Source organism: Ensifer sp. EB106-05-01-XG146 (assembly GCF_058791875.1).
Window position 1 is genome coordinate 2,246,738 of sequence record NZ_JBYTDX010000001.1, and the last position, 13,877, is coordinate 2,260,614.

The following is a 13,877-nucleotide window of genomic DNA, read 5'->3' on the forward strand; positions in this document are numbered from 1 at the left end:
GGCCGCCGGCGCTGCCTTGGCCGGCACCATGGCCGCTTGCCTGACTGTCGCCGCCGCTCACTTGGTTTCCTCCGCAACCTTCTGCGGTTCCTGCTTGTTCTCGCGGCCGGCGATGCGCACGGCGCCGCCGTCGCGCAGGCGCTGCACGCCTTCGGTGACGATCTCGTCGCCTTCCGACAGTGCGGCGTCCACCAGCACCTTGTCCGGGTTGCGCTGAATGATCTTCACCGGCACCTTCTCGCTCTTGTCGCTGGAGACGCGCCAGATATAGGAGCCTTCCGAACTCCACTGGATCGCCAGCGGATCGACCGTCGGATAGGTGTCGCCGTCAAAGGCCACGGTGACCGAGAAGGACATGCCCGCCCTCAGCTTGTCGTCGGGGTTTTCAAGCCGTGCGCGCACGCGCAGCGTCCGGCTCGCCTGATCGAGGCGGTTGTCGATCGCGTGGATCGCACCGTCGAGCTGGTTGCCCGGCTGGGCGATGGCGAAGGCGGTGACGGGCTGGCCGACGAAGATCTTGTTGGCGAAGCGCTCGGGCACCCAGAAATCGACGAGGATTTCCGAGCGGTCGTCGACGACGGCAATCGGCGTCGTGGTCGTGACGTAGTCGCCGACATTGACGGTGATGATGCCGACGACGCCCTTCGACGGCGCCACGATGTCGCGGCGCTTGAGGTCGAGCTCTGCGGTCTTCAGCGCCAGCTCGGCGGTCTGCATGGCGATTTCGGCGTCACGCACGTCCACGGCTGTCACCGCGCGGGCGGTGCTCAGGTTGCGGTAGCGCTCGACCTTTTCGCGTGCGCTGTCACGTGTCAGCCTCGCCTGGTCGGCAGCAATCTTCTGGTCGTCGCTGTCGAGCTTGGCAATGACCTGACCCTGCGACACCTTTTCGCCGGAGCGCACGAGGATTTCGGTGAGGTTGCCGGTTGCCGTCGGCGTCACGGTGACGGAATGGATCGCCTCGCCGTTGCCGATCGCGTTCAGCCGGTCGTTGACAACAGACGTGCCCGAAGGCCGGACCATGACGAGAATGGCGTTGTTGCCGCCCTGCCCGCGGCCATTGCCGCGTTCGCCGCCCTCGCCGCCACCGGCGCCCGGCTTGGACAAGGCATCAATCAGCGGATGCGAAACACCAATCGCCGCCAGCGTTTCACCAGCACCAGGCACAAAACGCACCCAGACGGCTGCGCCCACGAGAAGCACAGCGGCGCTCACCGCAAGCTGTTTCCAAACCCGCATTCAAGTCTCCGAATTAAACATAAAACACGCCCCAGCGCGGCGCGGCCGGCGGTTCGTTCCGATTGTGCGCGGAGTATCCCTGTTCGCGCGTGTCGGGGCAACGACAGAATACCATCATTACGCAATTGTAATAAAAGCGAATTTGTTGGCGGGATGATGACGCACGGGGGCTTCGCTCGACGCCTCGCAGCTTTGTCCAGAAATTCACTAGAGAATTACCGTTTACAGCCGCCGACACTGCGCTATCCTGCAACCGCCGGCAGCGTGTTTCGGCCGGCTTTGCGCCTGTCTTCAGGCCTCTTGGGGGAGAGAAGTCGATGTGCGATGCCTGTGTTATGGAAACGGTGAAAGAGCGCATGCTCTCGCGCCGCAGCTTCTTCAAAGCCGCCGCGGTCGGAACCGCGGGTCTTGCCGCCGCAAGCGTGGGCGCGGCCCCGCCGGCGCTGGCGCAGGGGCATTCAAGCGTCACCGACCTGACCCACGAGTTGCACGAAGATTTCCCGACCTTCTTCGGCCAGCAGCAGTTCTTCCGCGAGGAGAAGTTCAACTACGCAAAAGACAAGTTCAACATGTTCGAGCTCCGGGTGAACGAACACACCGGCACCCATGTCGACGCGCCCCTGCACTTTTCCGCCGATGGCCTCTCGGTCGCCGAACTGCCCGTCGACAAGCTGGTGGTGCCGCTGGTGATTGTCGATATCAGAAAGAAGGCTGAGGCCGATGCCGATGCGCAGGTGACGCCCGACGACCTCAAGGCCTGGGTCGCCGCCAATGGCGAGATCCCGGAAAACGCCTGCGTCGCCATGCTGTCGGGCTGGGGCGCGCATCTGGGCACGGACAAGTTCCGCAATGCCGATGGCGGCGGCAAGCTGCATTTCCCCGGCTTCCACGTCGAGGCGGCCAAATATCTGATCGAGGAAAGCAAGGCAGCCGGTATCGCCGTCGATACGCTGTCGCTCGACCATGGCCCCTCGCCCGATTTCGCCACGCATTACGCCTGGCTGCCGGAGGGTCGCTGGGGGCTGGAGGCAGCAGCCAATCTCGACAAGCTGCCGGTCAAGGGCGCAACCCTCATCCTCGGCGCACCGAAGCACCGCGGCGGCACCGGCGGCCCGGCCCGCGTCTTCGCGCTGGCCTAGGTCACCGACCTATAGAGCACAACCAGGTTTTGGCTGAAGCTAGACTGACGAGAGCAAGGTCGTTTACGCTTCGACGGCAACCACATGTCCCCGACCGTCAACCGGTTCCGCACCGGCTGCGCCACCATGGGTCATGGTGCGCCAAAGCACCCTACCCTCCAACGACTTCGCTGATCTGCACGATGGGCGCGATGTCCGTATAGTTGGCGACATCCGCGGCAATCTCGGCGCGGTGGGGACCTAACGCCTCCTGGAATGTCTCGAGGCTCGGCGAGTAGACGTGGCACGCCGCGACGAACCCCGGCGCGCTTCCAGGCTCGCGACCCGCAAGGCCCTTATCGATCTCGTAGCGCAGGCAGGCATCGCCGAGCCGTTCCTGGATCAGTGGCATGTGGCGGGTGCGGTAGTAGTCGTGATCGAACTTCGAGCCGCCATCGGCCGGATAGTAGACGCTCATCTTGATCATGGTCGGGCTCCTGCCTGAACGCCGCTCCGAGCGTTCGAGGCTTCTTCTAGGTCACCGACCTATAGAGCACAACCAGGTTTTGGCTGAAGCGAGTTTGACGAGAGCAAGGTCGTTTTCGCTGTGCTTGTCGAAGCCGGTGACGACGGCACGGAAGTGCCTGAGTGCTGACGAAGCGTTCGACGAGGTTGCGATAGCGACAGAGGAAGGTGCTGAAGGACGCGCATCGTTTGTGGACGGCAACGATGCCGCGGGGTTGATCGAGCGCGGCAAAGGAAGGCGCTTGTTTGCGGGCAAAAGTCTTCGGGAGTATCTTGGGCAGCGGTACGGACAATGGCGGGGGTCGTCATGGGGCCGCATGCATTTTGCCTGACATTTGCGCTCGTCTCCATGGGCCTGCTTCTTGCGGGGTGTCAGACCGTGACTGTCCAGGCGGACGACAAGACCGGCCCGACCACGAAACTCGAGATCACCGGCATCCTGGATGACCATGGCAATCCCGACCCGGTCTTCAACGACAGCAGCTGCTGCAACCGCCGCCGAAGTGTTCCCGACCTGGCGCCGCTCACCATCGCGGCTTCGGCCGAAGACCCCGAGAGCGGTGTGCGCGACATTGCCGTCTGGATCTGGGCCATCAAGCGGTGCCGCTACGACGACAGCACGGCAGATTTTCAGATCACGCAATCGACCGTGGCCGCTGCAGGCACGGCTTCGGGCACATACCCACCCGGCAGTTCCGCGCCGCTCAGCCGCAGCTCGACGGCAACCGTTCGCATGGCCGACACGCCCTATGGCGCCTGCAACCCCAAGACCGTCACTGACGCCAGTGGCCAGACGCGCGTGGTTGCCGCGCAGCCGACGGGCTTTTGCGGCCGCAGGGTCTTCATCGTCACGCAGAACGGCAACGCCTATCAGGGCTCGAGCAAGGGCGTGCTGTTTACGACCGGACCCTTCGGCTCGAACAATCAGCCCTGCAACGAAATCCCCAACTGAACGCATCGGCGACGGCTTCCCCAAAACGCAGCGCTGGCAATCGCCGCGACGTCGGCTATCGTCACCGCTTCAGGCGACCGGCCGGCCCGCACACAACCGCCGAGAACAACAGCGAAGGAGCCCCATGAGCACCGTATCCCCGCCTCAGAACCCGGAAGCCGATCCGCGTGTCAAAGCCGTGTTCGACGACATTCGCACCACCCGCAAATCCGACTTCATCAACAATATGTGGCTGTGGCTCGCCTTCGATCCGGAGCTCCTGGAACAGACCTGGCGCGACGTGAAGGCGGTGATGGCAACGCCCTCGGCGCTCGATCCGCTGGTCAAGGAGATGCTCTATATCGCCGTCTCCGTCACCAATGGCTGCGGCTACTGCGCCCATTCCCATACGGCGGCGGCAAGGGCGAAAGGCATGACCGACGCCGAGCATGCGGACCTGCTCAGGGTGATCTCGCTTGCCGCACGCACCAACCAGTTGGCGACGGCGCTGCAGGTGCCTGTGGATACCGCCTTCGACAAGACAAAAGAATAGACCGCGCGACCAAGAATAAGCGGTCTCGAAATCGCCTGTCTTTCCACAGGCTTGGTGCGGCTGGCGCAGAAAACGGAATAAAAGAAGAACATCCTTTCTGGCCTTTCCCCACCGAATCACTACATTGAGCCGCATGATGAGTGGTTTCGACGATATTCCCTTCTTCGACGAGGAGCCGGCGCCGCGCAAGCAGCAGCCCGCCCCCGCAGGTATTCCGGCAACGGGCGGCATCGCCGCGCGCGCCATGGCGGCGCGCGATCGCGCCCAGCCGCGCCCGGACTATCTCTCCGGCCTCAACCCGGAACAGTCCGAAGCGGTCGAGACGCTCGATGGCCCCGTGCTCGTGCTTGCCGGCGCCGGCACCGGCAAGACCCGGGTGCTGACGACCCGCATCGCCCATATCCTTTCGACCAACCGCGCCTTTCCCTCGCAGATCCTGGCGGTGACCTTCACCAACAAGGCGGCACGCGAGATGAAGGAGCGCATCGGCGTGCTCGTCGGCCATGCGGTCGAAGGCATGCCCTGGCTCGGCACCTTCCACTCGATCGGCGTCAAGCTGCTGCGCCGCCACGCCGAGCTCGTCGGCCTGCGTTCCGATTTCACCATTCTCGACACAGATGACGTGGTGCGGCTGATCAAGCAGCTCATCCAGGCCGAAGGCATCGACGACAAGCGCTGGCCGGCCAAGCAGTTTGCCGGCATGATCGACGGCTGGAAGAACAAGGGCCTCGATCCCGCCCAGATCCCCGAGGGAGACGCCCGCGCCTTTGCCAACGGCAAGGGCCGCGAACTCTATGCTGCCTACCAGAACCGGCTCTTGACGCTGAACGCCTGCGACTTCGGCGATCTTCTTTTGCACCCGATCCGCATCTTCCGCATGCATGCGGATGTGCTGAAGGACTATCACGACAAGTTCCGCTACATTCTCGTCGACGAGTACCAGGACACCAACACGGCGCAGTACATGTGGCTGCGGCTGCTTGCCCAGCGCCCCAAGGGCGTACCGCAGAACGTCTGCTGCGTGGGCGACGACGACCAGTCGATCTATGGCTGGCGCGGCGCGGAAGTGGACAATATCCTGCGCTTCGAAAAGGATTTCCCGGGCGCCAAGGTGATCAAGCTTGAGCGCAACTACCGCTCGACCGAGCACATTCTGGGCGCTGCCGGTCACCTGATCGCCCACAACGAGGGCCGCCTCGGCAAGACGCTCTTTACCGACCGCACCGATCCGGATGATGAGAAGGTGCAGGTGCACGCCGCCTGGGATTCCGAAGAGGAAGCCCGCGCCGTCGGCGAAGAGATCGAGCAGTTGCAGCGCAAGAGCCACAAGCTCAACGACATGGCGATCCTTGTGCGCGCCTCGTTCCAGATGCGCGAATTCGAAGACCGCTTCGTCACGCTCGGCCTCAACTACCGCGTCATCGGCGGCCCGCGCTTCTACGAGCGCCTCGAAATCCGCGATGCCATGGCCTATTTCCGCCTCGTCTGCCAGCCGGCCGACGATCTGGCCTTCGAGCGCATCGTCAACACGCCGAAGCGCGGTCTTGGCGACACCACCGTGCGCACGCTGCACGACTATGCCCGCGCCCGCGACATCCCGATGCTGGCGGCGGCCTCCGAGATCATCGAGACCGACGAGCTGAAGCCGAAGGCGCGCAAGGCACTGTTCGACGTCGTCACCGATTTCCGCCGCTGGCAGAGCCTGCTTGAAACGACCGTGCACACCGAGCTTGCCGAGCAGATCCTCGACGAGAGCGGCTATACGGCCATGTGGCAGAACGACAAGACGGCGGAAGCCCCCGGACGGCTGGAAAACCTGAAGGAACTCATCCGCTCGATGGAAGCCTTCGAGAGCCTGCGCGGCTTCCTCGAACACGTCGCTCTGGTCATGGATGCCGAGCAGAACGAGAACCTCGATGCCGTCTCGATCATGACGCTGCACTCGGCCAAGGGCCTGGAGTTCGATACCGTCTTCCTGCCCGGCTGGGAGGAAGGCCTGTTCCCGCACCAGCGCGCGCTTGATGAGGGCGGCCGCTCCGGCCTTGAGGAAGAACGGCGCCTCGCCTATGTCGGCATCACCCGCGCCAAGCATCGCTGCCACATCTGGTTCGTCTCCAACCGCCGCATCCACGGCCTCTGGCAGTCGACCATGCCGTCACGCTTCCTCGAGGAGCTGCCGCTCGCCCATGTGGACGTGGCCGAGAATGAACAATCCTATGGCGGCTATGGTCGTGGCGGCTACGGCCAGTCGCGCTTCGACAAGGCTGATCCCTTCCAGAACAACTACTCCACGCCCGGCTGGAAGCGCGCCCAGCAGCACCGCTCCGACGCCACCCGCGACAACTGGGGCACCCGCTCCGGCCATGCGGTCGAGCGCATCGGCTACGGCGAAAGCGGCCCGCGCGGCCGCACGATCGACGGCGAGCTGGTGGCGAAATCGACGGCCACCGAACCCTCGCGTTTCTCGGTCGGCGACCGCGTCTTCCACATGAAGTTCGGCAACGGCAACATCGCCGCCATCGAAGGCAACAAGCTCACCATCGACTTCGACCGCGCCGGCCAGAAGCGGGTGCTGGATGGATTTGTGGAGAAGGCGTGAGGAGGTCGAAGCCCTCCTCACGTGCACTCCCTATGGACTGCACAACCATCGATCTCATGGCGCCAACCGGCGAAGTGCAATAATATTGCGGGCACAATTCTCGCGTTTGAACGAAACCATGTACCGATCTCCCTCGACGCAAAGTGGGTGGAGACATGTCCTGGACGAGCGCTGTTCGCAGCCTGCTGGAGCTGGGCGCCGCAAATGTTGCGGAGGGTGACCGTGAAGGCATCCTCGTCGCGAATGTCGCGGCCTGTGTGATCGTCGTCACCACCACGAGCTTTGCGCTCATCTACGCACTCTATGGCGAGCCGAGCCTCATCCCCCTCGTCTATGCCAATCTCGCGCTAGCCGTCGCGGCAGCCATGACTCCGCTTTTTCATCGCTTCGGCCGCGTCGCGTCAGGGCTTTGGGAATTCGGTATCTGTGTGGTGGTCCTCGTCTGGATCGCCTCCTATGTCGGCCGGGACTCCGGCGTCCTGCTGACGCTGCTCGGCGTGACGCCGGTCGCCTTCGCGATCCTCGGGTTTCAAAACATCGCACTGGTGACGGTCCTCAGCGCCATGGCTGCAATCACGGTCATCGCCGCATCCATCGCGTTTCCTCAGGCGCGGGCGGGTGTCTATGACGACACCCGTTTCCTGCAACTCCTCCATTCGTCGTCGATCATCACCCTCACGCTCATGTGCTTCGCAACGATCTACTATGCCTTCCAGATGGCGAGAGAGGCGCAGGGGCGGCTCGCCCGCCTGATGACGTCGATCATGCCGGACGAGATCGTGGCGCGCCTGCTGAGGAACGAGCGTGAAACGATCATCGACGAATTCGAGCATGCGACTGTTGTCCTGATCGACATCGTCCAGTTCGTGGCCCTGTCAAACAGCCTGGGGCCGGAACGGACGGTCAACCTGCTCAACGAGCTCTTCAGCGAGTTCGATCGCCTGGCCGCAGCAACCGGTGTCGAAAAGATCAAGACCGTCGGCGATGCCTATCTTGCGGTGGCGGGCGTGCCCGCCCGGCACCCCACGCCCGAGAAGGCGGCGGCAGTGTTCGGCTTCGGCGCCATCGCCGCGGCCCGCGAGATCGGCGAACGCCATGGCGTCGTCCTCAAGCTGCGCGCTGGCATGGCCTCGGGATCGGTAACGGCTGGCGTGCTTGGGCGAGCGAAATACGCCTATGATATCTGGGGTGCACCCGTGAACCTTGCCGCGCGCCTGGAAGCGATCGGCAAGCCCGGCTGCATCACCACCACCGCAGAAATCAGGCAGCGACTAGGCGAGTCTTTCCTGTTCATTTGCTCTGGCCGCGAGGACATCAAGGGCTTCGGCCCGACCGAGATCTGGACCACGCGGATGCCGGATCCCGATGCATGTGTCCCTGGCATCCGCGCGCACACGGCGACGTAAGCAGCCGCAGGGAGAGCCCTCAGACCGCCTTGCGATAAACGAGAAACCCCGACTTCTCCGCCACCTTGTCGTAAAGTGTCATCGCCGTCTCGTTGGTCTCGTGCGTCATCCAGTAGACGCGTGGCGCGCCGACGGCACGTGCCGCCTCATAGACGCCCTCAATCAGCGCTCGTCCGACGCCCTTGCCGCGGGCTTCCGCATTGGTGAAGAGGTCCTGCAGGTAGCAGTTCGGCTGGATCATCGTCGTGCTGCGGTGGAAGAGGTAGTGCGTAAGCCCGATCAGCCGCCCTTCGCTCTCCGCCACCAGCGCATGCACCGGCTCGTAGGCGTCGAAAAAGCGCGACCAGGTCATGGCGGTGATCGCCGGGTCCAGCGCGGTTTCGCCGGAGCGGCCGTAGAAGGCGTTGTAGCCGTCCCAGAGCGGCAGCCATTGTTCGTAGTCGGTCCGGGCTATCGGGCGGATGTGAAGCTTGTCGGTCATTTGTCGGTCCTGTGATCGATTGGATGGAGCGGCACTGCGGCCCCTAGTGTTTGGTCATCGCGGCGGTGATTGCCTGAACGTCGGTCATGATCGCATCGCCCATGAAGGCGATGTTTTCCATCGCGCGCTCGCCGGCCTCGTGGTGGCCTGCCCCGCAGGCGTCGCGCACGACGACGGGCACCAGGCCGAGATCGGTCGCATGGCGCACGGTCGGGTCGATGCCGATTTCCGTGGCGATGCCGCAGATGGCGAAGGAAGTAAGCCCGAGGTCGCGCAGGATCATGGCGAGCGGCGTGCCCTCGAAGGCGGAAAACGTGATCTTGTCGAGGATCGCCTCGTCGTCACGGGGCGCAAGTTCTGGCACCAGCTCGAAGCCCGGCGTGCCGCGCAGAAACCAGGGGTGCACCGCATCCGGATCGTCTGTCCGCTGCCAGGCCATCGCCTGGCGTAGCTGGAAGGCGCCCATCAGCGGCCTCGGCATCGACAGATGCCGGAGAAAGATCACCGGAAACCCGCCGGCCCGCGCAGCGTCCAGCACCTTCAGCACCTTGGAAAGCACCGCCGGGCCGTTCTTGACCTGATTGGTAATCCCCACCTGCATGTCGTAGACGATGAGCGCCATCCGCTCCGGCCGGCAGAAATCCTCAAGCGTCTTTCCGATTTCCAGTTTCGCGGCCATGACATCTCCTCCGGGCGCCTCCTCCGGCGCCCTCTCCCGGCAACATCGCGCGCCGGGAATGTGGCGCGGGAGAAGGAGGCTTGCAAGACGGTTTCGGCCGCCTCGCGCAACTATTCGGATGCCTGGCGGAAATCGCGGCAACCGGAGCCCGGCTTGCCCGGAACATGGATCAATTGCGCTCGTTGCGCAGCCGCGCCTTCTCCATCAGCGCCAGCACCTCTTCGTCTGCCGTCTGCTCGAAATTGCGGTAGTACAGGCCGACGGCACGGAAGGCGAAGGGCGTGGCGAGGCAGACGATGCGATCGACCTGGCTGCGCAGTTCGGTAAGTTCGCTTTTCGGCGCCACCGGAACAGCAAGCACGAGGCGCCCCGCCCCCATTCGCCGCAGCGCCTTGATCGCCGCCCGCACGGTGCCGCCGGTGGCGATACCGTCGTCGACGAGGATTACATCACGGGCTCGGGGCGACGCCGGCGCGCGGTCGCCGAAATAGAGCGTGCGGCGGCGCAGGATCTCGGCGCGCTGGCGCTCCGTTTCGGCCTCCAGATAGCCTTTCGGCGGACGGACCAGCCGGATCGCCCGACGGTTGAGCACCAGTTCCGGCTCCTCGCCATCGACCAGAGCGCCCAGACCGAATTCCTCATGCCCAGGCGCGCCGATCTTGCGCACGATCAGGATTTCCAGCGGCGCCGCAATATGGACGGCGATTTCATAGGCGACCGGAACGCCTCCGCGCGGCAGCGCCATGACGAGCGGATCGTCAAGACCCTTGTTTTCGACCGCGCGCGCCAGCTGGCGCCCGGCATCCGCCCTGTCCTCGAAGAGCCACGTTGCCGTGAACATGTCGCCTCTCCCGGTTCGTCCTACTGCGTGAGTATCGGGCCCTGAAAACAAGGCGCGCGCATGCCTGGCCGGAGGCTCGGATCGCGCCGCCCGAAGGGCCTCACCCCGGGGCTGCGGGCGGTACCGTTCATGCACGCCTCTTCGCCTGCCGGCGTGCCGCCCCACGGTTGATCGGGCGCCGCTGTGAACAACCGTGCCAATCCCGACCAATCGCTAAAATTGCAACGGATTTCGCCGGGTTTCGTTAAGGCGCCATCGCTACCAATTGGCGTCACATATCTGGCTGAGACGCAAGCCGCCTTTGTTGATTTTAGCACGACAGGCCGTTTCGAAATGAGCTTTCTCCCTGCCATATCGATCATCGCTCTTCTGGCGATGCTCCCGGTGCTGATTTCCCTGCGCGCCTCCATGGTCGAGGGGGGCACGGATTTCGCAGCCGCCTGCGCCGTCGCAGCGGCGGCAACGCTGTTTCTGATGCTATCCGAGATCCCGGCGCTGCGGCCGTTGTCGCTGATCGGCATCGTCTTTCTCATTGGCGCCTGTCTTTTCGTGCTCTCGGGCTTTCACCGGGCGCTCGGTGTCCTCCGGCCGATGTCGACGCCGCTGGTCGCTGCCGCCTCGATTTCGGCCGTGGTGGTGCTGATTGCCGCCTTCGGCCCGCACAGCGCGACATTGCACGCACTGTCGGCCGTCGGCATCGCCGCCGCCTTCGTGCTGATCATCGCCGTCTGTTCGCAGCACCGTCGCGCAGCGCCCGGGCCGATCGAGCGCCTCTGCGTCATCGGCTGCGCCGCCATCGGCTGTTCCGCCCTGATTGCGGTCACGATTTTCTCGCCGATCGCCCACGGGACCGCCGAAACCCCGCTTGCGTCAGCCAGCTGGGACTTCGCCTGCGTCGTGCTTAGATATTTCTACCTGCCTGTGCTGTTCCTTGGCGTGATCCTGATGATCCAGAACCGAGTGATCACGGACCTCAAGAGCGCCATTGCCCGCGACGAGCTGACGGGCGCCCTGTCGCGCCGCGCGCTGCTCGACCTCGGACAGCGGGCGCTGGCAGTGGGTTTTGCGCGCCAGAGACCCGTCACCTTCCTGCTGCTCGATCTCGATTATTTCAAGCAGATCAACGACCGCTACGGCCATGCGGTCGGCGACACGGCGCTCGGCCACTTCGCCGGCACGGTCGCCGCCTGTCTCGGCGGGCGCGGCACACTCGGGCGCATCGGCGGCGAAGAGTTCGGCATCGTCCTGCCCAATCACTCGGAAGATGCCGCCTTTGCGGTGGCCGAGGAGATCGGCCGCACGGTGCGCGATACGCCGATCGGCCGCTTCGACCGCCCGATCCGGCTGACAGTGAGCATTGGCCTTGCCGAGGCCGAGCCCGGCGATACGATCAGCGACATCATGATCCGCGCCGACATGGCGCTCTACGACGCCAAAGCCGACGGCCGCGACCGCTGCACCATCGCCGGCCGCTTCCAGCCCGAGGCCAGCGCACGGGCTCTTGCCGCCGCCGCCGCGCAAATGCGCGCTGCCGACCACCGAAACCTCGAGCCGCAGCTTCTTCGCGGCACCGGTTGAGCCGGCACGCCTTGTAAAGCCAATTCCCGAACCTATGTGAACCTGGCTGCCCGAGCGCATGCCTTCCCGGGGATTGCCTCGGCAAAAACATGCGTCAATTCAAAATGCTACGGCGACCTTGCGTGAGACGTCAGGCGCTGCAGGAGGACATCCATGTCGCGTTCGCTTCGTGCGCTCTTTTTTGCCGGCCTTGCCATAGCCGCCACAGCCCTGCCCGCTCGCGCCGAAACAGTCGGCGAAGTCGGGGTCGACTGGCTCGGCAACGACATCATGATCGATGCCGTGAGCGACCCGAAGATCAAGGGTGTGACCTGCCACGTGACCTATTTCGACCGCAGCGTCATCGACCGGCTGAAGAACGGCAACTGGTTCGAGGATCCGTCGAACAATTCGATCGCCTGCCGGCAGACCGGCCCGATCGAAATCGGCGACATCGATCTTTCCAAGGAAGGCGAGGAAGTGTTTCGCGCCGGCTTGTCGCTCGTCTGGAAGAACCTGCTCGTCACACGGATCTACGACAGAAGGAACGATACGCTGATCTATCTGGCGCATTCGCGCGAATTGACGGATGGCTCTGCCAAGATGTCGATCACCACCATTCCGCTCTACGGCCAGACGGTCAATTGGCAGAACGGCAAGCCGCAGTAGGAGCGGTCCCTGCCGCCGGCATCGGCGTGCAAGGCGATCGGTCAAAGGTTGAAAGCGCCCGCCGCTTTGCGGGCGCTTCCGAAACCTCTTCGGTGCGAAACAGGGAGAAGTCTGGGAGCAACCCGTTCCGCTTTTGTAAGCACCTGACGTTCCGTGCGTTCACACGAACCTACGTGAACTCCCTGCGCATTCATGCCAAATCGAATTTCCGCTTTCAACGTTTCCACTTCAACGCGGGATGATCTAGTAGGCCGTCGGCGGAACGATGCCCTGGTAGTAGTCGCCATCACCGCCCTGGTATCCGCCATAGGGGTTGCGATCACGGTAGACCGGCGTCGGCGCCGGCGCCGACATTCTGTTGATGCTGCCCGTCGACATCGTGTCAACCGAAGCGCTCGGCCGCTTCATTGGCGTCATCATCTTGTGTGTGTTCTGCGTTCCGGGAGGATTGTTGACGTCGATGCCCTGGTAATAGCTGTCGGCCAAGGCCGGTCCGGCGATGACCATCGTAACGGAGAGCACGGCGGCGAGTTTCCTGAGAGAGATTGTCATAGGTTCAACTCCTGTTGACGGGACCAGGCACCCGGCCTCCGTTCGGGCACCCGGCAACACCGGTAAAGTAGTACAAGTAACCCGCCCAGCCACTTGACGTTTTGTCACAATGGCATCGCCCAAGCGTGAAGTTCATTGCCGAAGTTTAACTTGACCGTATCGTTCCAGTACGTGCGGAAACGGTCTGAAAACACGCCGAAACGCAAGAAAGCCCCGGCGCCGATGCACCGGGGCTTTCTCAGATAAGGAACAAGCTTGCGTCAGGCGGCCTGGGCCAACTCGTCGGCAATGACGGTATCGAGGTTGAGGAAGCAGACCATGGTCTTTTCCAAAGCGACGATGCCGCGGCAGAAGGCGCGCTGCGCTTCCGGGATGATCTCCGGCGCCGGCTGCAGCGCCTCGCTCTTGATCGTCATCATGTCCGAGACCTGCTCGACCAAGAGGCCAACGAGCTTGCCGGCGATGTCGGTGACGATGATCGCCGAGCGCTCGGACGGCTCGGTCATCTTCATGCCGAGGCGGGCCGCCATGTCGATGACCGGGATCACCGCGCCGCGCAGGTTGATGAGGCCGAGCACGTAGGGCGGCGTATGCGGCATCGGCGTTACCGGCGCCCAGCCGCGGATTTCGCGGATCGCCATGATATCGATGCAAAATTCCTGGTCGCCGAGGTGGAACGACACGATTTCGAGATAGGCGCCGGACTGCTTGATTGCGTTGCTCATGT

General features: G+C 63.8%; 14 protein-coding genes. 7 read left to right on the forward strand and 7 right to left on the reverse strand.

Features of this window, described 5'->3' with window-relative positions:
• Window positions 1–57: 57 nt before the first annotated feature.
• Window positions 58–1,239: an efflux RND transporter periplasmic adaptor subunit gene (locus AC3WVQ_RS11220; RefSeq protein WP_060582713.1), complete on the reverse strand. Its 1,182-nt coding sequence runs from the start codon at window positions 1,237–1,239 to the stop codon at window positions 58–60.
• Window positions 1,240–1,556: 317 nt separating this feature from the next.
• Between AC3WVQ_RS11220 and AC3WVQ_RS11225 the strand changes: the two genes are divergently transcribed.
• Window positions 1,557–2,378: a cyclase family protein gene (locus tag AC3WVQ_RS11225; protein WP_034792573.1), complete on the forward strand. Its 822-nt coding sequence runs from the start codon at window positions 1,557–1,559 to the stop codon at window positions 2,376–2,378.
• Between the two features lie 151 nt (window positions 2,379–2,529).
• Here AC3WVQ_RS11225 and AC3WVQ_RS11230 read toward each other — a convergent pair whose 3' ends face one another.
• Window positions 2,530–2,844, reverse strand: coding sequence for an EthD family reductase (locus tag AC3WVQ_RS11230; protein WP_034792570.1), 315 nt, complete (start codon window positions 2,842–2,844; stop codon window positions 2,530–2,532).
• 345 nt (window positions 2,845–3,189) lie between these two features.
• On the opposite strand from AC3WVQ_RS11230, the gene AC3WVQ_RS11235 reads away from it, so the two are divergent.
• The 4 genes from AC3WVQ_RS11235 (at window position 3,190) to AC3WVQ_RS11250 (ending at window position 8,371) form a co-directional block, all read left to right on the forward strand.
• A complete protein-coding gene (locus AC3WVQ_RS11235; RefSeq protein ID WP_090294305.1) occupies window positions 3,190–3,834 on the forward strand; it encodes a hypothetical protein in 645 nt (214 codons plus the stop codon).
• A gap of 124 nt (window positions 3,835–3,958) precedes the next feature.
• Entirely contained in the window at window positions 3,959–4,366 is a 408-nt protein-coding gene (locus AC3WVQ_RS11240) for a carboxymuconolactone decarboxylase family protein (protein ID WP_034792561.1), read from the forward strand.
• Between the two features lie 133 nt (window positions 4,367–4,499).
• Window positions 4,500–6,965: an ATP-dependent helicase gene (locus AC3WVQ_RS11245; RefSeq protein ID WP_034792560.1), complete on the forward strand. Its 2,466-nt coding sequence runs from the start codon at window positions 4,500–4,502 to the stop codon at window positions 6,963–6,965.
• Between the two features lie 155 nt (window positions 6,966–7,120).
• The gene (locus AC3WVQ_RS11250; protein ID WP_090294306.1) at window positions 7,121–8,371 is read left to right on the forward strand and encodes an adenylate/guanylate cyclase domain-containing protein; all 1,251 of its coding nucleotides are present in this window, start codon (window positions 7,121–7,123) and stop codon (window positions 8,369–8,371) included.
• Between the two features lie 19 nt (window positions 8,372–8,390).
• Here the strand turns inward: AC3WVQ_RS11250 and AC3WVQ_RS11255 are convergent, their stop codons facing one another.
• The 3 genes from AC3WVQ_RS11255 to AC3WVQ_RS11265 form a co-directional block, all read right to left on the reverse strand.
• Window positions 8,391–8,852 carry a GNAT family N-acetyltransferase gene (locus AC3WVQ_RS11255; RefSeq protein WP_034792558.1) on the reverse strand — a complete coding sequence of 154 codons (462 nt, stop codon included), beginning with the start codon at window positions 8,850–8,852 and terminating at the stop codon, window positions 8,391–8,393.
• A 43-nt stretch (window positions 8,853–8,895) separates the two neighbouring features.
• On the reverse strand, window positions 8,896–9,531 hold the full coding sequence (locus tag AC3WVQ_RS11260) for a cysteine hydrolase family protein (RefSeq protein ID WP_089043453.1): 636 nt from the start codon (window positions 9,529–9,531) through the stop codon (window positions 8,896–8,898).
• Window positions 9,532–9,700: 169 nt separating this feature from the next.
• Complete coding sequence (locus AC3WVQ_RS11265; RefSeq protein WP_492382725.1) at window positions 9,701–10,372, reverse strand: phosphoribosyltransferase; 672 nt, start codon at window positions 10,370–10,372, stop codon at window positions 9,701–9,703.
• A 333-nt stretch (window positions 10,373–10,705) separates the two neighbouring features.
• On the opposite strand from AC3WVQ_RS11265, the gene AC3WVQ_RS11270 reads away from it, so the two are divergent.
• Together AC3WVQ_RS11270 and AC3WVQ_RS11275 are read left to right on the forward strand one after the other, a co-directional pair.
• On the forward strand, window positions 10,706–11,950 hold the full coding sequence (locus tag AC3WVQ_RS11270; RefSeq protein WP_162731973.1) for a GGDEF domain-containing protein: 1,245 nt from the start codon (window positions 10,706–10,708) through the stop codon (window positions 11,948–11,950).
• Between the two features lie 153 nt (window positions 11,951–12,103).
• Complete coding sequence (locus tag AC3WVQ_RS11275; RefSeq protein WP_034792543.1) at window positions 12,104–12,598, forward strand: CreA family protein; 495 nt, start codon at window positions 12,104–12,106, stop codon at window positions 12,596–12,598.
• 243 nt (window positions 12,599–12,841) lie between these two features.
• Here AC3WVQ_RS11275 and AC3WVQ_RS11280 read toward each other — a convergent pair whose 3' ends face one another.
• The gene (locus tag AC3WVQ_RS11280; protein ID WP_034792540.1) at window positions 12,842–13,150 is read right to left on the reverse strand and encodes a hypothetical protein; all 309 of its coding nucleotides are present in this window, start codon (window positions 13,148–13,150) and stop codon (window positions 12,842–12,844) included.
• 260 nt (window positions 13,151–13,410) lie between these two features.
• Window positions 13,411–13,875, reverse strand: a complete 465-nt coding sequence (locus AC3WVQ_RS11285) for a chemotaxis protein CheW (RefSeq protein WP_034792537.1) — start codon at window positions 13,873–13,875, stop codon at window positions 13,411–13,413.
• Window positions 13,876–13,877: the final 2 nt, after the last annotated feature.